The organism is Faecalibacterium hominis (ex Afrizal et al. 2022) (assembly GCF_049545105.1).
Lineage (GTDB): Bacteria > Bacillota > Clostridia > Oscillospirales > Ruminococcaceae > Faecalibacterium > Faecalibacterium duncaniae.
The window spans coordinates 1,418,140-1,440,267 of the sequence record NZ_CP186860.1 but is presented as its reverse complement, the minus strand read 5'-3'; the positions used below and the strand labels follow the sequence as shown (position 1 = coordinate 1,440,267).

Below are 22,128 nucleotides of genomic sequence, written 5' to 3'. Positions count from 1 at the left end.
TATGGACTTTATCAGAAATAAAGAAGTTAAAAGGCAAATTGTTGTCAGCAGTATTCTTATTCTATTTTGGGGCGGCATTGGCATTATCGTTGATAGCAAAGCTGTGTGGATTGTTCTGTCGGCTATCATTTCATCCAGTGCAGTTTCCCTCTTTTTCACATATCAGAGATACAAGAAAATTGCTGATTTTAGTTTGCATATTGATAGGCTGTTACATGGAGATGAAAAAATTTCTTTTGGGCAGTTTCAAGAAGGTGAGTTATCTGTTTTACATGATGAAATATCCAAGATGACAAGACGGCTTATTGAACAGGCAGAAGCTCTGAAAATGGAGAAAGGTAATTTGGCAAATGCTTTAGCCGATATTTCACATCAATTAAAAACACCTTTGACATCGCTGAATATCTTAAATGCTTCTCTGTGTAATGAGGAACTGACTGACGAAGAAAGGTATGAGCTGATCCGCGAACAGACTATGCTCTTATCAAGAATGGAGTGGCTGATAGCCACACTTCTGAAAATATCCAAGCTGGATGCAGGAACGATTACTCTAAAGCCACAGGCGGTATACTTAAAAGATGTGGTAGAAAAAGCAATTCGTCCTCTGGAGATTGCGGCAGAATTAAAAATGCAGACAATCACGCAAGTGATTCCGGCAGAATTAAAACTATCTCTTGATACTGATTGGACTGCTGAAGCCTTGGGGAATGTAATCAAAAACTGTATCGAACATTCACCAGAGGGCAGCACTATCGAAATCAAGGCAATAGAAAGACCTCTTTTGACACAGATCATTATAGAGGATAGCGGAACAGGTTTTCAGGAAAAAGACATCCCCCATTTATTTGACCGATTTTATCAAGGAAGTGGCTCTACAATCGGTAATGCCGGTTTGGGGTTGGCTCTGGCAAAGACGATCATTGTCAATCAGGGTGGTGTCATCCAAGCGAAAAATCGGGAGTCAGGCGGTGCAAAATTTGAAATCTGCTTTTATCGGGGGACTGCTTAATGCAGCCCCTTTTTAAGTGACATTTTTGTAATGAAAAAGTAATGAAGCAGTCACTTGGCTTTGCTATACTGAATTGCAAAAATATATGGAGGAACTTTTTATGGAGATATTAAGAGTAGAGAATATCTGCAAAACCTATGAAATGGACAATGCTCCTGTCCATGCTTTGTCAGATGTTTCTTTTTCCGTCGATAAAGGAGAGTTTGTTGCAATCATTGGAGCATCTGGGTCTGGCAAGTCTACCCTGTTGCACATTTTAGGTGGTGTTGACAGACCGACTTCGGGAAAAGTATTTGTGGATGGACAGGATGTTTATGAGCAAAATGAAGATGAATTGGCTGTATTCAGAAGAAGGCAGGTTGGGCTTGTCTATCAGTTTTATAATCTGATCCCGGTTTTGACTGTCGAGGAAAATATCACGCTGCCGATTCGATTGGATGGGCGTAAAATCAATCAGGAGCGTTTGAAAGAACTGCTATCCACACTCAAACTGGTAAAGCGTAGAAAGCACCTGCCAAGTCAGTTATCCGGCGGTCAACAACAAAGAGTGGCAATCGGACGAGCGTTGATTAACGCACCTGCGATTATCCTTGCGGATGAGCCAACGGGAAATCTGGACACGGAGAACACAAGGGATATTATGAAACTTCTGCGTGAATCCAATGAAGTCTATCGCCAGACAATGATCCTGATTACCCATGACCGTGAAATCGCAATGCAGGCAGACCGTATTCTGGAAATTCAGGATGGCAGACTTGTGAGGGATGAGGTGATACGCTGATGAATATGATTTTCATGCTTACACTCAGGAATCTGTTGTCGAATAAAAAGCGTACCCTACTCACACTTTTAACCATTCTTTTGTCAATCAGTATGATAACCGCTATTCTCTGTGGGGGATGGTCGTTGGTTGATTTTTTGAAAGAGAAAGAAAAAGTGTATGGTGGCGATTATGACTACTACATGGAGGATTTGACTTGGGAGCAGGTTCAAGAGCTATATAGTCAAAACAATGTAGGCGAAGTTTCGCTTCTCCGCTTTGCCGGAAACAGTTTTTACGGGGAGAAATCCAACAGTACAATGCTCTCCGTTGGCGAGATTGACGAGAACTTTACCCAAAGATTTTCGTTAAATCAGTATTTGCTTGCAGGGCGTTTCCCGCAAGATGAAAATGAGATTGTTATTTCAGAATCTTTTTTGAAGAAAAACAACATGAATACAGAGATTGGAGATACGATTTCTTTAACTCTTGGTTCAAGAATTTGGGATGAATATAATGCCCAGCTTTCCGGGCTGACAAATTATAGGGGCGAAGAAGAAAGCTTCGTTCCAACAAAAGAGAAAGCGTATGTAGTTGTTGGTATTCTGTCAGATGTGAATGACTCAAAAATCGCAGCAAACTATAATGCCTTTGCAGGTGTTGACAAAACGGCATCCGATTTTGCTGCGTATGTCAAGGCAAAGAATTTATCCAATTCGATCTATACAGAAGCCGAAGAAGTGGCTGCGGCAGTAGACAGTCATGTAGCAAAGTTTCATTCGGAATTGTTAGTCTATCATGGAATTACCGGGGGTAAAGGAGCTGCAAAACTGATTGCTTTGGTGGTCATGGTCGTTTGTCTTTTGATGGCTGCATCTGCTTCAATGATCAGCAACGCCCTCTCCATTTCCTTACAGGAACGAATTAAGCAGATGGGAATGCTATCCAGTATTGGAGCCACAAAAGGGCAAAAACGCCTTAGCGTATATTTAGAAGCCTTCCTTTTGGGAGTGGTGAGCATACCCTTTGGATTGGTTGTTGGTATCCTGCTATCTGCTCTGTTATTAAGTGTGGTCAGGGCAGCTTTTGGAGAAACATTCACTTTTGGCATCGTAGAACTGTCCTTGAAGGTAAACGGATTGATCCTGCTCGTCAGCGGATTATCCGGCATTGCTTCTTTGTACTTCGGAAGTAGAAAGCCTGTGAAGCAAGCAGCTAAAATTACAGTTATTGAAGCGATCCGCCAGTCTAACAATGCGGTATCAAGAAAGAAATTCCGTGACGGAAAAATCGTTTCTTTGGTTTTTGGCATTTATGGTTCGTTAGCAGCAAAAAATATTAAGCGTAATCCAAAACGCTTCCGAGCGATTACCGGCTCTATTTTCTTGTCGGTGGTAATTGCCCTTTCCTTATATAGTTTCTCTGATTTTATGCTTTATCAGACATCCTTGGATATGAAGGAGGACGGTTCCTGTTATACTGATGTGATTTCGATGATTCAATACAAAGATATTCCTGTCGCAATCGGGGCATTATCGGATGAAAATATCACTGCGGATGTTTCCTATTCTTTTCAGCGATATATGACCGCTGAATTTTCGCAGGAACAAATCAATCCTGATATGCAAGGATATTTTATCAATGGTACGAAAGCAGAGGTATATGTCGTAGGATTGGACGAAGAACATTTTGTCTCTTTTTGCGATGAAAATGGATTCAGTCTGGATGTGACAAATTTCAATCATGGAATTTTGCTCAATCAGACTATGGGATACTATAATTCGGCACAAAATCGGGTAATTGCAGGCTCACCGTTTCTTATTGAACCGGGAACAGAAATCATTCCGCTGGGGGCATCCGAGGATGCCTTGCCGATTATCGTGGAAGAAATCGTTTCAGAAGAAAATGCAAATATCCAATCCATGTTTGTGAGAGATCGAGCTGTCCTCATCGTGCCTTTAAGTTATTTTAACTTGCTGATAGATGATAACGCCTATGTGGAAATGAGAATACAGACAGCACAGCATAAAGAAGCAATGGAATGTCTGGCTGACAGAGGATTTCCGCAAACTGTGGACATTGCAGCCGCAACGAATAATTCCAGACAGGTATATACGATTGCAAAACTGGTAATCTGCCTGTTCTCGATCCTGATGACGGTTATTATCAGCTTGAATGTTTGTAACACTATCTCGAATACGATTCATTTGAGAAGAAGCGAATTTGCTGTTCTGCGTTCTGTTGGTATGACTGCCAAAGGATTAAAATGTACGCTATTGCTCGAAGCTGTTTTGTACGGCGTAAAAGCATTGGTTCTTGCGTTGCCTGTGAGCTTTTTGATTCATTGTGCTATCTACTACTTCATATCGTCGGGTATGACACCATTTGCTTTTTATATGAACGGCGGTATTTATGCTCTTGCAGTTATGGCTGTCGGCGCTATGGTATGTATCGCTATGCTGTTTGCTGTTAGAAGCGTATCAAAGGTGGAAATTGTAGAGGAACTGAAATTGAGCAATATGTAATCATTCAATCTAACAAAGCAACTGAAACAGAGGTAATAGAAATTGCGTAAAAAGAAACTGGTAAAGAGAGTTGCAGGCATTGCTTTGACTGTTGGTGCAGTTATACTTGCCATTGTATGTGTTGGTAAAGTAAATCGCATTCAGAACGAAAAAGATATTATTGGCACATGGAAGGATGCAAATGCTGAGGAGATATTTACCTTTCAAGAAAACGGGGAACTTGCTGTGAGTAAAGATATGCCCGATTCGGGTCTATCCTGCGGTGACGCATATTATAGTTTTTCTTACTCGGATATAATCTGTGTTACACAGGGAAATAGTAGTGTAGAATTTGAGATAGAAGTAGATCAAAACGAATTGAAAATCTTCTTCATGGGACAAGAATATCTGGAATTGGAAAAGTAATGATTACAAATAAAAGAAAACCATTGAGCCGATAATTCGCATCCTCTGCGGACTAACGGCTCTGCATATATTTTGAACGCTATTTTCAGAAACATTGTGTTTTGCAGAAAAGCCCCTTGACAAATTCCATCTCAAAAGAAACTGCTCACCAAAGTTGCAAAGGAAAAAGGCTATACCAATCTGGTTCACTTTCTGGATGATGGCATTTCCGGCGTGACCATGAACCGTCCCGGTTTCGTTGAAATGATGCAGCAGCTTGAACAAGGAAAAGCCTCCGCCGTGTTCGTCAAAGACCTTTCCCGTCTGGGCCGAAACTATATTGAGGTCGGACGGCTGACAGAAGAATTTTTCCCGGACCATGACATCCGACTTGTTGCCGTTTCGGACAACATCGACACGGCCGAGGGAGAAAACGAACTGGCACCCATCCGAAACCTGTTCAATGAGTGGTATGCCCGCGACATCAGCAAGAAACGCCGTATCAGTAATAAAATCAAAGGCAACTCCGGCGAACCGATGGGACTTCCTCCCTATGGGTATATCAAGGACCCGAACAATCCCAAGCATTGGGTCATTGATGAAGAAGCTGCACAAGTTGTCCGGCGCATTTTTGATATGACGTTGGAGGGCTTTGGCACGGAACAGATTGCCACTCAGTTTGAAAAGGAAGGCATCCTGACGCCGCAGGCCTACTGGATTCAGAAAGGCATCGGCCGTCCCGGAAAGACCAAGACGCGCCCCGCCACCAAGTGGAATGGTTCCACGATTACCCATCTTCTGTACCAGCAGGAGTATTGTGGTGATGTTCTGAACTTCAAAACCTACTCCAAGTCCTACAAGAACAAGAAGCGGATTCATAACGACCCGGAAAATTGGGTGGTGTTCCAAGATGTTCACGAACCCATTATTGAACGTGCCGTGTTTGAGCAGGTACAGCAGAAGCGTGGAAAGATGCGCAAACGCCGTACCAGCAACGGAGAACACAATATGTTCTCCGGCCTGCTTGTCTGCGCAGACTGCGGCTGCAATCTGCATTTCCACTTCAATCAGGGCAACCCGGAAATCAAGTATTTCAACTGCTCCAACTACAAGGGCAACCGTGGCACCTGTCAATCCACCCACTACATCCGGGTAGACTTTCTGGAAGAAGTGGTGTTGGGCGAGATTCGGCGGCTGACCAAGTTTGCCAGCCTCTACGAGGACGACTTTCTGAAAGCTGTTATCGGGCACTCCCAGCAGGCGGACGAAGCCGACCGCAAGCTGAAAGAGAAAGAGTTGAAAGCTCTCCTTGCCCGTGATGAAGAACTGGACGGCCTCTTTGAGCGCATCTATGAGGACAATGTTTCCGGCAAAATCTCTGATGAACGCTTTTCCAGAATGTCCCGGAGATATGAGGACGAGCAAAAGGAGCTGACCGAGAAAATCAAACAGCTCCGCGCCAAAATCGAAAAGCAGAGCAGCTGCACCATGACAACGGATATGTTCATCAGTCTGGTTCGCAAGTACACCAGAGCAAAAAAGCTGACACCCCGGATGCTGAATGAACTGGTTGAAAAAATCGAAGTGTTCAATGCAGAAAAGGTCAACGGTGTATGGGAGCAGCGGCTCCGCATTCACTACAACTGCGTGGGCACCATCGAGATTCCAAGCGCACTTCCTTTGCCGACACCCGATGTGTCGGTGAATACAAGAAAAGGCGTAGTTGTGAACTACGCCCCTTGTGATGTCGCTATTTAGCAAATAAAAAATGACGAATGTTCTTTGACAGCTAAATGCTGTAAGAACATTCGTCATGGTGCAGGAATGCAATCCAAATCCGAACCATTTCCCTTTGATGCGACTTCTGTCGCTTCTCCAAAGGTGACGGTCTGTGTTCCTTCTTTATAATTAAAGGTTATCAAAACCTTATCATCATACAGGTAAATCGCATTGATGAAGGTATCCACCAGTGCCTGCCGCTGGTCCTTCAGGCTCATATCCAGCTTGCGGAACCGCAGCAGCCAAAACCGGATGAACTCTTCAGTCACTTTCGGCTTTGCCAGCTTTTCTTCCGCAATACGGGCTTCAAGCTCACGCTTGGTTTCTTCCAGCTGCTCTAGCCGTTCCTTGGTGGAGCTGGTCAGGATGCCGGCCTGAATCGCATTCAGCATATTCTGGATACCAGATTCTGCATCTCGAAGCTGCTTTTCATAAAGAGGAATGTTGGTGTTTTCTTTGTTTTGCAGCTCCATCACCTTGGCGATGATGGATTCCATAGCGGCATCATCCTTGACAAGCTGCATGGTCTGATTGACCACCAGATCTTCCAGCCACTGTTTACGGACGGTCTTTTTCTTGCAGCCCTTGTGCTTTTTGGCAGTAGCACATTTATAATAGCGGTGGACTTCGCCCGTCCGGCTCGTGCCGCTCTCTCCAAACATCAACGCCCCACAGTAGCCGCAGAACAACTTGGTGGTGAGCAGATAGTCGTCCTCTGCCTTTCTACGGGCAGGGGCTTTCTTGTTTTTCAACATCTTCTCCTGTACATCGTTGAAAAGCTCTACGGACACGATAGGTGGAATCGCATCGGGAATCAGGACGTCCCGGTACTTCAACTCGCCGATATATCGGCGGTTGCTCAGCATGTGCTGGATGGTGTTGAAGGTCATCGGCCCGCCGCGCTGGTTCTTGATGCCTTTCTCGTTCAGCCAGTCCCGGATTTCCCGCATGGTCTGACCATCGTTATAACGCCGAAAAGTTTCAGCTACGAAAGGCGCAGTCAGTGGGTCGATTTCAAAACGGCGGTCGGCATTGATGGTGTATCCAAAAGGGATTGCACCGCCGGTGAACTTGCCCTTGAGGGCATTCTCCGTCATGCCGCGAATCACTTTCTCCGACAGGTCGGCAGAGTAGTATTCCGCATAGCCCTCCAGCACCGATTCCAGAATGATGCCCTCCGGCCCCTCAGAGATGATTTCCGTTGCCGACATAAGCTTGACGCCGTTCTTCTTCAGCTGGGTCTTGTACCGGGCACTGTCGTAGCGGTTCCGGGCAAAGCGGTCAAGTTTCCAGACCAGAACGATGTCGAACAGCTTCTTGTCGCTGTCTTTTATCATCTGTTGGAACTGCGGGCGGTTGTCTGTCTTGGCAGAGATAGCACGGTCAATGTAGTGCTTGACGATGGTGATGCCATTCTTTTCCGCATAGGCCGTGCACTCCCGGATCTGGCCTTCAATGGATTCTTCACGCTGGTTATCCGATGAATAGCGGGCATAGATCACAGCGGTCATGGTGGGGGCTCCTTTCACTCTGTATGGAGATAAATGTAGCCACAGTATATTTCGTATAATATATACCATATTTTATGAGGCATTACAAGACATTTTTCTAAAAAAAGCGAAGAAAACGCGAGCATCCAGAAGAAAACTGCTACAGATAAAGCAATTCTTGTTAAAACCCCCAAAGTAGCACCATAAAAATCATACAGATTGACGAAAAGGCTTTGTTTTATAGTTCTTTTGCCTTTTTGATTGCCGCAAATTATTTCGTGGACACTCCTGTGGGAACATGGTACACTGAATGCGTCCAAAGGGCACAAACAAAAGAACTCGTCGTTAGCATCTTTTGTAGATATTGCTCTCGGACGCACAGTATTGGATTCAAGCAGCCTGTGGCTGTATGGATGCACGGTATCATTCATTGATGGAGGTAATCAATTATGAAGAAGATCATCCTGCTTTGCAGCAATGGTATGTCCACCAGCATGATGGTGGCAAAGATGAAGGAAGCCGCCAAAAAGATTGGTTATGACTGTACTATTGCGGCCTATGCTCTGTCTGCCGCCAGCGAGGTGACTGCCGATGCCGACTGCATTCTGATCGGACCTCAGGTCAAACACAAGCTGGGCGAGGTACAGGCTGCCTGCCCCGGCATCCCCGCCGCCCCCATTGATATGAAAGACTATGGCATGATGAACGGCGTAGCCGTCCTCAAGGCCGCCCGCAAGATGATGGGCGAGGAGGTCTAATAATCATGGCAAAGATAAACTTCTCCGAGACGCTGACGCTTGCCAGTGACAAGGTCAGCCGCAATATCTACCTGCAATCCATCTCGCAGGGCTGCATGAGTATGCTGCCCGTCGTCATCATCGGTTCGTTCGCCAGCCTGTTCAGCGGCCTACCGGTGAATTTCTGGCAAAACTTCATCCAGTCCACCGGCATTTCCGGCATTCTGGCGGCCGTCGTGTCGGCGACCACCAACATGCTGGGCGTCTTCTTTACCTACGGCGTCGCCTCTGCCTACGCCGAAAAGCTCAAAATCACCAACAAGGTGGCTGTCATCCTGGCCCTGGTGGTCTACATTGCCCTGCTGCCCACCGCTACTCTGGATACCGGCACCACTACCCCCAGCACCAGCTATATGGGCACCTCCGGCATGATTGTCGGCTTTCTACTGGCTTTCCTCACGGTTCGGCTGTACAAGGCCATCGTGGACGCCAACATCGTCATCAAGATGCCTGCCGGCACCCCGGACTACGTCTCGAACACCTTCGTCTCCCTGATTCCTGGTTTTATCGTGGTAATCGCCGCCATGGTACTACGCGGTCTGTTCAGCCTGACTCCTTGGGGCAACATCTTTGATTGCCTGTACAACCTGCTGCAGATTCCTCTGACCGCGTTGATCGGCAGCAACGTCATCTCTCAAATGATCCTGCAGATCATCGGCCAGGTATGCTGGGCCCTCGGCATCCACCCCGGCTTCCTCACCAGCGCGACCGGCCCCATCATGTTCGGTCTGGACGGTATGAACCAGGCTGCCTACGCTGCCGGTCAGCCCATTCCCAACATCATCGGTATGGCCTTTTCCTACTCGATGACCATTGCCGTCCTCTACCCGGCCTTTGCGCTGGCCGTCCTGATCTTCTCCAAGTCGAATCAGCTTAAGACCGTCGGCAAAATTTCCATCGCACCCGCCTTCTTCGGCATCTCTGAGCCGCTAATGTTCGGCGTTCCCGTCGTTATGAACCCCTTTATGGCCATCCCCTGGATTATCTCCCCAACGGTTAATGTTCTGCTGGGCTGGCTGGCCTGCTCCTCTGGCCTGGTCGCTCGATACGCCGGCGTCACTGTCTTTAACTTCCCGATGGGCGTCACGGGTATCCTGAATGGCAGCTTCACCATCGCCATTCTGGAGGTCGTGGTCTGCATCATCGACATCCTGATCTTCATGCCCTTTGTCCGCATCCAGGATAAGAAGTACCTTGCTGAAGAAAAGGCAGCGGCAGAAGCGGAACAATAACGCGCGTTTCTCTTATTCTCTTTTTCCCCGCAGCCATGTGGGCGACGCCGTGCGCTGCCTGCATGGCTGCTTTTAATGATTTTAATGAAAGGATTCTACGATGCACATTGCGTTTGTATCCCTTGGGGCCTTTGGCCATATTAACCCCACTCTGGCCCTTGTCACCGAGCTGGTCAAACAGGGCGTTCGGGTAACTTATTTTACGACCGAGGCTTTTCGGAACATTATTGAACCCACCGGCGCAAAGTTTGTCGCCGTCCCATCCTGGATGGCGGAAAACGACAAGCACAACGACGGCGAGAAAAAAGAGGACGACGGCGGTGTGGCAGCTGCGGTGCCTTTCCTCTTTTTGAACGAGGCCGGAGCCTACATCGACACCATCCTCGATACCCTCCATGACGATAAGCCCGACGCCATCGTCCACGACTTTGCCGGCATCGCCGGCACCATCGCCGCCGACAACCTGAACGTGCCCAATGTCATGCTGTACACCAGTTACCCTTCCAACGACAGCTATTCGGTGGCCGCCGGTTTTGAAAGCTGCCCTGCAGACCATCCGCTGCGCGAGGCTGCCGCCGGTATTGCGGCAGGCTACGCCGAAAAGTATGGCTGCCGGGTCATGACCGTAAAAGAGATTTTTGACGGACACGGGGATTTCAACCTGGTCATGATGCAGAAAAAACTGGTGCCCAATTACGAGAGCTTCGATGACAGTTTTGTGTTCACCGGCGTTCAGATTGGCAAGCGGACCGCCTTCGGCAGCTGGAAAGCCCCCGACAACGGCAAACCTCTGCTGTATTCCTCCCTGGGCACCGCCTTCAACAACTGGCCCGAATACTATCCCATCCTGTTTGATGCAGTCCGGGATCTGGATATCAATGTGTTTGCCGCCCTCGGCTCCATCGACCCGGCCAGCCTGAAAGACATCCCGGCCAATGTGGAAGTCGGCCAGATGGTGCCTCAGCTGGACATCCTTTCTCAGGCGTCGGTGTTTATCACCCATGCCGGGATGGGCGGCACCGGCGAAGCCATTTATTACGGCGTGCCCATGATCGCTATCCCGCAGATGGAGGAGCAGGCCATCACCGCCCGGCAGATCGAGAAACTGGGGTTGGGCGTTGCCTTTCTGGATAAGAGCGCCATCACCAGCGAGGCGCTGAAAACTGCCATCCAGAAGCTTCTCACTGAGCCCTCCTACAAGGCTGCGGCGGAGCAATTCAGCGCGGACATGAAGACCCTGGGCGGAGCCAAAGCATCGGCAGAGGCGCTGCTGCATTTCCTCAGCAAGCCGTAAAGGAGAAAGAACTATGCCGAAATTTCCTGAAAATTTTTTGTGGAGCGCATCCACTGCGGCCACCCAGATCGAGGGCGGCTGGAACGCCGACGGCAAGGGCGAGTCCATCTGGGACACGCTGGTTCATGACGGCACTGGCCGCATCGCCCACAGCGAAAATGCCGACACCTCCATCGACTTTTATCACCGCTGGAAAGAGGACGTGGCCCTGATGAAACAGATGGGCCTGAAAGCCTACCGCTTCTCGATCAGCTGGCCTCGCATTCTGCCCGAGGGGATGGGCCAGGTCAATCAGGCAGGGGTGAAATTCTACCAGGACCTCTGTGACGAGCTGCTGACAAACGGCATCCAGCCTCTGGTGACCCTCTATCACTGGGACCTTCCCACTGCTCTCTATCGAAAAGGCGGCTGGAAGAACCCTGAGATCGTCGAATGGTTTGCCAACTATGTGGACGCGGCCTCGAAGGCCCTCAGCGGCCGTGTCTCCTACTGGATGACCTTCAACGAGCCGCAGATGTTCTGTGGGCTGGGACTGGTGGCCGGAGTCCACGCCCCCTTTGAGCACAACGACGATGCCGCCATGATGGCGGTGACTAAAAACATCCTGCTGGCCCATGGCCGGGCGGTGAAGATTCTGCGGAAAAACTGCCCCGGCGCCAAAGTGGGTATGGCCCCTACCGGCGACTGCTGCCTGCCCAAAGACGACTCCCCCGAAGAAGTGGAGAAAGCCCGGCAAAAATCTCTGTCCGAATATCCGGGCTATATCATGTCCAACACCTGGTGGGCAGACCCCGTCTTTTTGGGACGCTATCCCGACTGGGCGGCAGATAAATTCGGCGGTTTGCTTTACACCATGACCGATGCGGAATGGGCGCTTGTCTCCCAGCCGCTGGACTTTTACGCCTACAACTGCTATCAGGGCACGGTGGACCTGGTGCCTGACCCGTCCCGATACGACGAATACGCCTACCAGGGCAGTCCCCAGACGGCCACGGCTTGGAACATCACCCCCAAGGTGCTCTATTACGCCAGCAAGTTTTGGTATGAGCGGTATCATCTGCCTATCCTTATCACCGAAAACGGCTATTCGGGGCTGGATCATGTGATGCTGGACGGCAAAGTCCATGACCCGCAGCGCATCGACTTTCTGCACCGGTATCTGCGGGAGGTGGCCCACGCGATCGAGGACTGTATCCCGGTGATTGGTTACTCGGTCTGGAGCCTGTTCGATAACTTCGAGTGGGCGGCGGGCTACAGCTGCCGCTATGGCCTGATCTATGTGGACTACCCGACACTGAAACGGACCGTCAAGGATTCCGGCTGGTGGTACCGGGATGTGATTGCCGGGAACGGCAGCAACTTGTAAAACATCATATTTTGAAAAGTGAGGGCTTATTACAATGAAACGCAAAGAAATTTTGGACCGGATGGGCCTGTGTCTGCCGCAAGGCAAGCAGATTCGCGTTGTCATCTCCAGCGACGTCAGCAACGAGGCGGATGATCCCTTTGCCATTGTCCATCAGCTTTTGACCCCCATCTTCGATGTGCGCGGGGTGATCGCCGCCCACTACGAGGGCAAGACTCACGGCGACCGGCAGTCGATGGAGAACAGCTACCGGATGCTGACCGCCCTGATGGAAGCCACCGGGATGACTGACGTGCCCATGCTGCGCGGCTGCGCGACCCCACTTGCCGGTGAGCATGATACGCCGGACGCAGAGGGGGTCCGTTTCCTGATCGAGGAAGCACAGCGTGACGATCCCCGTCCCCTCTATGTGACAGTACAGGGCGCGCTGACCGACGTGGCCGCTGCTCTCAACCGCTGCCCGGCCATTGCCGGGAAGATGACGGTGGTCTGGATCGGCGGTATGCCTTACCCCAAGGGGGGCTGCGACTTCAACATGAAGCAGGACCTGGCAGCCGCACGCGCTGTCTTTGGCAGCGAGGTAGCGCTCTGGCAGCTCCCGGTCAATGTTTACGGTACGGTGGAGGTGACGATGGCCGAAATAGCCCACAAAATCCGCCCCTGCGGAACAGTTGGGCGCTACCTGTACGACATGATGGAGCAGTATAACCTCACCAACAACGAGCCGTATACTCTGCGCAAGGGGGAGAGCTGGAACTTTGGCGATTCGCCGGTGGTGGCGGCCCTGCTGGGCTGCGACTGGCGGCAGAATTTCCACATGGAACCCGCCCCCGTCCTCGCGGACGGTGGGCGCTATCTGCCTGGGAGTGGGCGGGCTATCCGGGTCTACGATTCAGTGGACGTGCGCTTTTTGCTGGAGGACTTTTTTGCAAAGCTCGCTCTCTGCTATGGGCCGAGGACAAACAAAGCGTGAAGCCGCGCCGCTTGGGTGCAAACTGACGAATCCTGTTCCTGTTTCCTGTCAAAAATGACGAAGCCAAGGACGTGCAGGGCCGGCTATCGTCTTTGACGGCGGCAAAAAACTTCGTGGAAAAACCGGCGCGGAACTGGTACACTGGTAGTGTCAGAAAAGAGTGTGCGTGATCGAAAGGAGTAGGGAAAAATGAAGATCATTTTCCGGGCCGACGACCTGGGTTTCAGTGAGGCGGTCAATTATGGCATCCGCAAGGCCATCGTAGACGGGGTCATCACCTGTACCGGTCTGATGCCCAATATGCCGTATGCAGCCGCTGGTTATGCGCTAGTAAAGGACACCGGCGTCGAGGTGGGCCAACACACCAATATCTGCGTAGGCCGACCACTGACCGATTCGGCCCGTATTCCTTCCCTGGTACAGCCCAGCGGCGAATTCTGTACCAGCCGCGAAATACGCGCCCGAAAACAGGATACCATCGTCCTGGAAGAAGTGGAACTGGAGATTCAGGCGCAGCTCGACCGCTTCCGCGCCATCACCGGGCGGGATCCCGCTTACTTCGAAGGACACGCGGTTATGTCACCCAACTTTTTCCAGGGGTTGAAGAATGTGGCTGCCCGTAATGGCCTGCTCTACTGCGACCCGGTGGATCCGCAGTGGTCGGTCGAACACGGCATCCAGTGCTCTGCTTTCTATCGACTCGACGAGCGCGGCCTCTACGATGTGCGCAAGTTTGTTTTTGAGGACGAGGCCGGGCTGCGCGGCAAAGAGTGTTCGGTGCTGGTTTTTCATCCAGGGTGGCTGGACCAGTATCTGCTGGAACATTCTTCCTATACCTTCATCCGCCCGATGGAGACCGATTTTCTGTGCAGCCAGGAACTGAAAGATTGGCTGGCTGCCAACTACGTGGAACGGACCACTTTCGCCCGCCGGGCTGCCGAAGTGAAAAAAGAACAGGAAGAACGCCATGCTTGACAGCAACCTCATGAGCCTGCTCACTCTTTTGTCGGAGAACGACTATCTCACAGCCCAAACATTGGCTGTCAAAAGTGGCGCCAGCAGCCGTACTGTGCAGACCCGCATCGGGCAACTGCGCGCGGAACTGGAAGGTCACGGTGCAACTGTTGAGTCGCGCCAACGCCACGGCTACCGCCTCCGAGTGGAGGACCGCAACGCCTACGAGACATGGTACAACGAAAACCGGCACTCTTTGGCCTCCGCCGTCCCCAATACAGTAGAGGATCGCTTCCGCTTCCTGCTGGCCTGCTTTTTGGACGGCGAGGAATACTTCAAGCTCGATGACCTCAGCGAGGAGTTGTATGTATCCAGCAAGACCCTGTCGGCCGAGCTGAGGCAGGTGGAGTTCGTTCTGGGGCAGTATAACATTACCTTGAAGCGTAAACCTCACTACGGTGTGCGTGCGCATGGCAGTGAATTTGACCGCCGCCGCTGTTATATGGACTACCTGGTCCAGTCTCAAAACTCCCTCTTTGCTGACCAGCGTGACCAGGCCGAGATGCTGCCCAGGATCGGCGAGGTTCTGCTGGACATGATGATACGCCAGCGGATCAAATTTACGGAGGCAGCTTTTCAGAACATCGTCATCTATCTGTATGTAGCCTTCCTGCGCAGCGGCGCGGGCCACCTAGCTGCCGCCAAGCCCGGCGAGCTGGCCCAGGTGCAGGCCATGCCTGAATACCAGGCCGCTCTGATGCTGGCCGACAGGCTGTGTCAGGCGGGCATCGAAATTGCGCCGGAACCGGCCGAGACGATGTACATTGCCATTTACATCGCAGGACGGCGCAGCTTGGGCGAGGGCTACCATCCCCAGTCCAGTCCAGTGGTCCAGGAAAACGTCAACCGGCTGACCACCATCTTGCTGGATTGCGTGCAGCGGGTCTACAACCTTAATTTTCGCGATAATCTCAACGTCCGCATCTCGCTGTACAACCATATCGTCACCTTCAACATACGGATGAAGTACGGCATCCAGATGGAGAACCCCATCCTGGAAGAGATCAAGCAGAACTACCCCTTCGCCTTTGCGATGGCCCAGCGTGCTATGGCTGAGTACGAAAAATTCTATAGCAGGCCAGTGCCCGAATCCGAGACGGGATACTTTGCCATTATTCTGGAAATGGCACTGGAATCTCTTAAAGCGCAGATTGAGAAAAAGAACATCCTTCTGGTCTGTATGACGGGCAAGGCTAGCAGCCGACTGCTGGCCTTCCGTTTCCGCAACGAGTTCGGAGTCTACATCGACCGACTGGATGTGTGTAGCATGTACGAATTCGAGCGATATGACTTGAGCCGGGTGGACTACGTCTTTACTACCGTGCCGCTGCAGACCGCGACCGCCGTCCCTATCTACCAGATCGGCAACTTCCTCGACGCCAGCGATGTGCCGCAGGTCCGCAGGCAGCTGGAACTGGGCAGCGTCAACTTCCTGAAAGACTACTATCGGCCCGATCTGTTCTTCCCGCATGTGCAGGGAAACACACGGGAGGAAGTCATCCGGCAGATGTGTCAGCTGATGGGCAAAGTTTACCCCCTGCCTGAGGGCTTCTGTGACTCGGTGCTGGAGCGGGAGGCGATGGGCGGCACCGACTTCGGCCACCTGGTGGCCATCCCACACCCGGCTGACAACCTAGTCAATGAGAACGTGGTCTGCGTCGGCATTCTGGACAAGCCCGTCCTCTGGTCGGTCAACAAGGTCCAGCTTGTGATCCTAGTGGCTATCTATGACTCCGCCTCGGCCCAAACCCAGAAGTTTTACCAGCTGACCACCGCCCTGATCACCGACGAAGTGCGGGTCAAGCGGATCATCAGTCGGCGGCAGTATCTCCATTTTATGAAACTGTTCCAAGAATAAGCCGAAAACGAAAGGAGAGCAAAATCCATGAGCCTGCCCAAAGACTTTTTGTGGGGTGGCGCGGTGGCCGCCAACCAGTGCGAGGGTGCTTACTGCGAGGACGGCAAGGGTCTAAGCGTCGCCGACGTGATGACCGCCGGCAGCAAGGACAAAAAGCGCCAGATCACCGACGGCGTGGTGGAAGGCCTTTACTACCCTAACCACGAAGGGATCGACTTCTACCACCGCTACAAGGAGGATATCAAGCTCTTTGCCGAGATGGGATTCAAGTGCTTCCGTACTTCTATTGCGTGGAGCCGCATCTTTCCTCAGGGGGATGAACCCTCTCCCAACCCCGCCGGCATCCGATTCTACCATAACCTGTTTGACGAGTGTCATAAGTACGGCATTGAGCCGGTGGTGACCATCAGCCACTACGAGATGCCCCTCGGCTTCGTGCAGAAATACGGCGCATGGCGCAGCCGCAAACTGGTGGATTTCTTCGAGCGGTATTGCCGCGTCATCTTTACTGAGTACAAAGGCAAGGTCAAATACTGGATGACCTTCAACGAGATCAACGCCATCGAGTTCGGCCCCTGGAACCCGGCCGGCCTACTGATCGCTCCCGGCGAAAACCGGGAGCAGGTCATCTACCAGGCAGCCCACCACCAGTTTGTAGCCAGCGCCAAAGCGGTGCTGCTGGGCCACCAGATCGATCCGGAAAACAAAATCGGCTGCATGACCCTGTTCGGCGTGGTCTACCCCGAAACCTGTCACCCACTGGATGCTAAGGCCGCCGACGACATGATGTCCACCATGCTGGCCTTCGCCGACGTGCAGTCCCGCGGCGAATACCCGCCCCGCCTGCTAAAAAATCTGGAGCGCCACGGCATAGCTATCCAGATGGAGCCGGGCGACCTCGACCTGCTGCGCCGCGGCACGGTGGATTACATCGGCTTCAGCTACTATATGTCGATGGTGCAGGCAGGCCGTCCCACCGAGGCAGGCCAAGCCAAAGGCAATGTGGTGGCCGGCGTGGTCAACCCCTACCTGCCCTCCAGCGAGTGGGGCTGGCAGGTGGACCCGATGGGCCTGCGGCTGACGCTGCGGCTGCTCTACGACCGCTACCAGAAGCCGCTGTTCATCGTGGAGAATGGCCTGGGTGCAGCGGACACCGTCGAGCCGGACGGTTCCATCCACGACAGTTACCGCATCGAATACCTGCGAGAGCACATTCGGGCCTTCAAAGCCGCGGTGGAGGAAGACGGCATCCCTCTGATGGGTTATACCCCCTGGGGCTGCATCGACTTGGTCTCGGCCGGCACCGGCGAGATGAAAAAGCGCTACGGCTTCATCTATGTAGACCGGGACGATGCGGGCCATGGTACCCTGGCCCGCAGCCGCAAGGACAGTTTCTATTGGTATAAAAAGGTCATCGCTTCCAACGGCGAAGACCTCGCATAAACAATACGTAAAAACGGTACAAAGGAGATATAACTATGGCAGAAATGACGGAACAGGAAGAGCTGCAAGTTTTTCAATTAATCACCGCAGCTGGCAGCGCCAAGAGCACCTTTATGGAGGCCCTTTATAAGGCCAAAGAGGGCAAATACGATGAGGCCGAAAATCTCTTCAAAGAAGCCGACGGCTACTTTGTAGAAGGACACCACGCCCATGCAGCCATGATCGAGGCTGAGGGCCAGGGCGTCGAGACCACCGTCCGCTTGGTACTGGCACATGCCGAGGATCAGCTAATGAGCGCCGAGCTGACCAAGACGATGGTTGAGGAGATGATCGCCCTCTACAAAAAGCTGGATCAGCTGGAAAATAAGTAAAAATCTCCCGTTTCCGCAGCCATGCGAGCAATGCTGTGCGTTGCCTAGGTGGCTGCTTTTTGTAACAGGTCCAGAAAATCTTCGTGCATCTTTAACAATAGAAAAGATTACACTTTGTGGTCTCTGTTAAATTGCAAGTTACCTGCTTGACAGAATACCACCTCTCATGGTATTCTCTTACCCATCCCGGCCACTTTAGTATGCTAAACAGCCGCCCCGCAACCGCACCGAACCATTTTGCCGCCGCTTTCCTCCGACAAAATCCTTTGGTCTTTTGCGGGGCGGTTTTCTTTATTTCCCGAGAGAATTTGCAGCCGGGCGACCGGCCTGCAATTCTTCATACCCGAACCTTGAAAATTGCATGAGCCGACCGAACGTGATACCGACTTTTCGTCAACGCCGCTGCAAAACAGGGGCAGGAACTTCGTTCGGTGTGAACGGTGACTCCCTTACATGAGCAGCACTACCTCTACTTATTTTTGCGTCTTAACAATTCGGAAACATTTGTCGAAAGTTGATTTTGAGCGCAGCGGTAGAGGGCAAGAACCGTCCCGTGGCCACAAATTTTCAATTCTTGAAAATGTTGTGCTCCACCGGGACTTCACTTCTTCAATGCGTCTGCATTTCCGAAGTGATCTTGTTGGGGTAGCGCTTGTCGGGGCAACGCCCCTCCATCTGCTGTCGCAGACCGCGCTGCCGCTTAAAAGCCCCACTGGGGCTTTCATTGCTCCGCTGCGCTACGCAAACGCGGTCCCACCCCAAACCCTGCTCATGGTTCGCACCTGACGGTGCGAACAGCAACGGCGTGTCGTGCTTTACATAACTTCACCGAGGAGTTATCGAATAGACAGGAGGTACAATGACCAAAACGAATGTTCAATCGACCCCTAGCAATTCCCAGCACCACGACACGCCGAACAACAAAACGCACATCATCAAGTTCCGTGTGACAGCGGAGGAAAAAGCGTCACTGGAACTCACTTGCAAACTCCTGAATCTCTCCCTCTCCACTTTTATCCGCCGCGCCATCCACAACGTCAAGATCGAGAAAACAATCATCGTTGCAGGCGGCGGCGAAGAAACCCTGACCGCCGTTTCCACCCTGCTTGCCCAGTGCAGTAAGGTAGGAGGCAACCTCAACCAACTCGCACGACACTTTAACTCCGGCGGCGCAGACACCGAACACCTGCGGGCGAAAATCCTTGACGAACTTGCAGACCTGACTGCCTTCCGGCTCCACGCCGAGAAAGTTCTGGGTGAACTGTATGGCAACGCTCAAGCATATCGCCTCTAAAAATTCGGACTACTCTGCCATCGAAGCGTACCTCGTTTACCAGCACGATGAATTTTCCGGCAAGGTAATTCTGGACGAACAAGGCCGACCCATGCTGCGGGAATCGCACCTGCTCGACACTCTTGAATGTGGCGAGGCCTCGTTTGCAACTGCCTGTTTGCTGGCAAATCGAAAGTACAACAAGAACAACCACCCGGATGATATCAAGAGCCACCAGTATATCATCAGCTTTGACCCAAGAGATGCAGCCGACAACGGCTTGACCATGGAAAAGGCACAGGCACTTGGCCTGAAATTCTGCGAAGAAAACTTCCCCGGTCATCCCGCCATCGTCTGCACTCACCCGGATGGGCACAACCATTCGGGAAACATCCATGTCCACATCGTGATCGGCAGCATCCGAACACGGGAAGTGGAGCGCAAGCCTTATATGCAAAAGCCCCGCGACTGGCGTGAGGGCATGAAGCACTCCAGCACAGCCCAGACCATGAGGCACTTGCGTGTCGAGGTCATGGAGCTGTGCGAGGGTGCCGGACTGTACCAGATCGACCTGCTCAACGGCTCGAAAGAGCGTGTCGGCGAAGCTGAGTATTGGGCGCGTAGGCGTGGCCAGTTGAAACTTGACCGTGAAAACGCAGCCCTCACCGCAGATGGACAGCAACCCAAGCAGAAGAAGTTTGAAACCGTGAAAGACACTTTACGGAGACAGATTTCTTCGGTGCTGTACCGTGCCACCAGCTTTGAAGATTTCTCTGACAAGCTCATGCAGCAGTACGGCATCGCCGTCAAGGAAAGCCGTGGACAACTCAGCTATCTGCCCTCTGGCAGAACAAGGTTCATCCGGGCGAAACATCTCGGGGACAAGTTCGATAAGGCGGTAGTGCTTGTCACGTTGCAAGCAAACGCCGAACGCAAACCCAAGGCGCAGTTCAAGCAGGATACTATCGGGAAACTGGTGGATATTCAGGCGAAGCTGAAACAGGGCAAGGGCATCGGCTACGAGCGTTGGGCGAAAAAACACAACCTCAAAGCCATGGCACAGACCTTGATTCTCCTAGAAGAAAAGGGCTTGACTGACGAGGACGCACTCGACCAGAGAATCGCAGAGCTTGACACCAAGTTCCATGAATCACTGACCGTAGTGAAAGACCTCGAAGGTCGCATGAAAGCCAACAAAGAGCTGCGCTATCACGTCGCAGCCTACACCAGCACCAAGAGCGTTGCACAGCAGTTAAAAGCTGCAAAACGACCCGCAGCCTTTGAAGAACAGCACCGTGCAGAGCTGACAGCGCACCGGGCGGCAGCAGCCTATTTCAAGGCAAATGATATCACCAAGCTGCCCAGCCCGAAGAAACTGGAAGCCGAGTATGCGCAGCTGGCATCCGAAAAGGCAAAATTCTACGAGCAGTACAAGGAAGCCAAAGAGGAACTGCTCAAGCTGAAAACCGCAAAGCAGAATGTTGCGTCCTTTTTCCGGGAGGAAGAACAGACGCAGCAGGAGAGATAAAGGAGTGTGCGTATGATCAATCTGAAAATCGACCCGGAGTTCCAGTCCCAGATTCCCCCTCTGACCGATGATGAATTTAAGCAGCTTGAAGAAAATATCCTCAAGGAAGGCAAGCTGATTTCTCCTTTGATTGTCTGGGGTAATACCCTTGTTGATGGACATAATCGCTATGCCATTCTCCAGAAGCATCCTGAGATTTATTTTTCCACCATGCCGCTCCGATTTGAGAACCGCGAAGAAGCCATTGCGTGGATTTGCCGGAATCAGTTGGGACGGCGAAACCTGAGTCCCGAACAGAAACGCTATCTGCTTGGGAAGCAGTACGAAGCCGAGAAGAAGGCTGCAAAAATCTTTCGGGGCAATCAATACACTTTAGCAAAGAAAAGTGGTGGTGCTCACGATGATAACCACCACTCCGGGAAGAAAACCTGCGACCGGATCGCAGAAGAAAACGGTGTCAGCCGTGCCTCTGTTCTTCGTGCCAGCCACTATACACGAGGCATCGACATCGCAGATAATCTCTCTCCCGACATCAAGCAGAAAGTCTTTTCCGGCGAAGTAAAGTTCACCAACGAAGAAATGTCCAAACTCGTGCAGGCAAGTGTCGAGCATCGTTCAGATGTCCTTGCTCAAATCCTGCATCCAGAGGCATTGGAAGTGTTGGAATCTGCCAGCGCAGAATTTGAACCTGAAAAAGCGGAACCCGTTCCCATGCCCACACCACAAACAGAAGAATTCCGGTGCTATCATGTACCGGACGAGTTTATGAAGGTTTACAAATCTTTGAGCCGTGCGACCGAAATGATGAAAAACTCATGGAAGAAAACGCTCAAAAACAATCCCAGCTATTTCACTGACCCGGAAAAGCAGAAGGTTCTCCGCTTCGCAATGCAGCGACCTGCTAACTACCTGACTGAAATCGAAACCTATCTGGAAAAGGCTCTTGCAGAAGCCCTTGAAGAAGAAAAGACCGCATAACAGCAGACACCTGTAAGCCATCAACGAGCCACCAGCCACAAGTGCAGGGCGGAA

Annotated in this window: 19 protein-coding genes; 17 read left to right on the top strand and 2 right to left on the bottom strand. The window is 51.6% G+C overall.

The genetic code is table 11. The annotated features are described in order from the left end of the window. The first annotated feature begins 1 nt into the window (after position 1). The 4 genes from ACKXGA_RS06915 (at position 2) to ACKXGA_RS06900 (ending at position 4,699) form a co-directional block, all read left to right on the top strand. The gene (locus ACKXGA_RS06915) at positions 2 to 1,009 is read left to right on the top strand and encodes a sensor histidine kinase (protein ID WP_055145335.1); all 1,008 of its coding nucleotides are present in this window, start codon (positions 2 to 4) and stop codon (positions 1,007 to 1,009) included. A gap of 100 nt (positions 1,010 to 1,109) precedes the next feature. Beyond that, positions 1,110 to 1,790: an ABC transporter ATP-binding protein gene (locus ACKXGA_RS06910; RefSeq protein WP_055145338.1), complete on the top strand. Its 681-nt coding sequence runs from the start codon at positions 1,110 to 1,112 to the stop codon at positions 1,788 to 1,790. After that, a complete protein-coding gene (locus tag ACKXGA_RS06905; RefSeq protein ID WP_055145341.1) occupies positions 1,790 to 4,294 on the top strand; it encodes an ABC transporter permease in 2,505 nt (834 codons plus the stop codon). The genes ACKXGA_RS06910 and ACKXGA_RS06905 overlap by 1 nt, the downstream gene beginning before the upstream one ends. A 42-nt stretch (positions 4,295 to 4,336) precedes the next feature. Beyond that, a complete protein-coding gene (locus tag ACKXGA_RS06900) occupies positions 4,337 to 4,699 on the top strand; it encodes a hypothetical protein (RefSeq protein WP_055145343.1) in 363 nt (120 codons plus the stop codon). A 3-nt stretch (positions 4,700 to 4,702) separates the two neighbouring features. Here ACKXGA_RS06900 and ACKXGA_RS06895 read toward each other — a convergent pair whose 3' ends face one another. Beyond that, on the bottom strand, positions 4,703 to 4,963 hold the full coding sequence (locus ACKXGA_RS06895) for a hypothetical protein (protein WP_423730355.1): 261 nt from the start codon (positions 4,961 to 4,963) through the stop codon (positions 4,703 to 4,705). Between ACKXGA_RS06895 and ACKXGA_RS06890 the strand changes: the two genes are divergently transcribed. Then, positions 4,880 to 6,436, top strand: coding sequence for a DUF4368 domain-containing protein (locus tag ACKXGA_RS06890; protein ID WP_423730393.1), 1,557 nt, complete (start codon positions 4,880 to 4,882; stop codon positions 6,434 to 6,436). The two genes, ACKXGA_RS06895 and ACKXGA_RS06890, sit on opposite strands and share 84 nt — an antisense overlap. 53 nt (positions 6,437 to 6,489) lie before the next feature. Here ACKXGA_RS06890 and ACKXGA_RS06885 read toward each other — a convergent pair whose 3' ends face one another. Next, entirely contained in the window at positions 6,490 to 7,968 is a 1,479-nt protein-coding gene (locus ACKXGA_RS06885) for a recombinase family protein (protein ID WP_423730354.1), read from the bottom strand. 428 nt (positions 7,969 to 8,396) lie between these two features. Here ACKXGA_RS06885 and ACKXGA_RS06880 point away from each other — a divergent pair, with 428 nt between their 5' ends. The 12 genes from ACKXGA_RS06880 to ACKXGA_RS06825 all read left to right on the top strand — a co-directional run bounded on the left by ACKXGA_RS06880 (position 8,397) and on the right by ACKXGA_RS06825 (position 22,074). Next, on the top strand, positions 8,397 to 8,705 hold the full coding sequence (locus tag ACKXGA_RS06880; protein ID WP_097781472.1) for a PTS sugar transporter subunit IIB: 309 nt from the start codon (positions 8,397 to 8,399) through the stop codon (positions 8,703 to 8,705). A 5-nt stretch (positions 8,706 to 8,710) separates the two neighbouring features. Then, positions 8,711 to 9,976 carry a PTS sugar transporter subunit IIC gene (locus tag ACKXGA_RS06875; RefSeq protein WP_117534377.1) on the top strand — a complete coding sequence of 422 codons (1,266 nt, stop codon included), beginning with the start codon at positions 8,711 to 8,713 and terminating at the stop codon, positions 9,974 to 9,976. A gap of 100 nt (positions 9,977 to 10,076) precedes the next feature. Then, positions 10,077 to 11,270: a macrolide family glycosyltransferase gene (locus tag ACKXGA_RS06870; RefSeq protein ID WP_423730353.1), complete on the top strand. Its 1,194-nt coding sequence runs from the start codon at positions 10,077 to 10,079 to the stop codon at positions 11,268 to 11,270. 13 nt (positions 11,271 to 11,283) lie between these two features. After that, positions 11,284 to 12,636: a glycoside hydrolase family 1 protein gene (locus tag ACKXGA_RS06865; RefSeq protein WP_423730352.1), complete on the top strand. Its 1,353-nt coding sequence runs from the start codon at positions 11,284 to 11,286 to the stop codon at positions 12,634 to 12,636. A gap of 34 nt (positions 12,637 to 12,670) precedes the next feature. Beyond that, positions 12,671 to 13,609, top strand: coding sequence for a nucleoside hydrolase (locus ACKXGA_RS06860; protein ID WP_274235757.1), 939 nt, complete (start codon positions 12,671 to 12,673; stop codon positions 13,607 to 13,609). A 189-nt stretch (positions 13,610 to 13,798) separates the two neighbouring features. Continuing rightward, positions 13,799 to 14,584, top strand: a complete 786-nt coding sequence (locus ACKXGA_RS06855; RefSeq protein ID WP_097781467.1) for a ChbG/HpnK family deacetylase — start codon at positions 13,799 to 13,801, stop codon at positions 14,582 to 14,584. Further along, positions 14,577 to 16,481, top strand: a complete 1,905-nt coding sequence (locus ACKXGA_RS06850) for a BglG family transcription antiterminator (protein WP_117534381.1) — start codon at positions 14,577 to 14,579, stop codon at positions 16,479 to 16,481. Before ACKXGA_RS06855 ends, ACKXGA_RS06850 begins: the two co-directional genes overlap by 8 nt. A gap of 27 nt (positions 16,482 to 16,508) precedes the next feature. Further along, positions 16,509 to 17,924 carry a 6-phospho-beta-glucosidase gene (locus ACKXGA_RS06845; protein WP_117534382.1) on the top strand — a complete coding sequence of 472 codons (1,416 nt, stop codon included), beginning with the start codon at positions 16,509 to 16,511 and terminating at the stop codon, positions 17,922 to 17,924. A gap of 35 nt (positions 17,925 to 17,959) precedes the next feature. After that, complete coding sequence (locus tag ACKXGA_RS06840; protein WP_242985038.1) at positions 17,960 to 18,295, top strand: PTS lactose/cellobiose transporter subunit IIA; 336 nt, start codon at positions 17,960 to 17,962, stop codon at positions 18,293 to 18,295. 859 nt (positions 18,296 to 19,154) lie between these two features. Further along, entirely contained in the window at positions 19,155 to 19,589 is a 435-nt protein-coding gene (locus ACKXGA_RS06835; protein ID WP_423730351.1) for a plasmid mobilization protein, read from the top strand. Beyond that, entirely contained in the window at positions 19,561 to 21,096 is a 1,536-nt protein-coding gene (locus ACKXGA_RS06830) for a relaxase/mobilization nuclease domain-containing protein (RefSeq protein WP_423730350.1), read from the top strand. Before ACKXGA_RS06835 ends, ACKXGA_RS06830 begins: the two co-directional genes overlap by 29 nt. Positions 21,097 to 21,108: 12 nt before the next feature. After that, the gene (locus tag ACKXGA_RS06825) at positions 21,109 to 22,074 is read left to right on the top strand and encodes a hypothetical protein (protein ID WP_423730349.1); all 966 of its coding nucleotides are present in this window, start codon (positions 21,109 to 21,111) and stop codon (positions 22,072 to 22,074) included. Positions 22,075 to 22,128 lie beyond the last annotated feature (54 nt).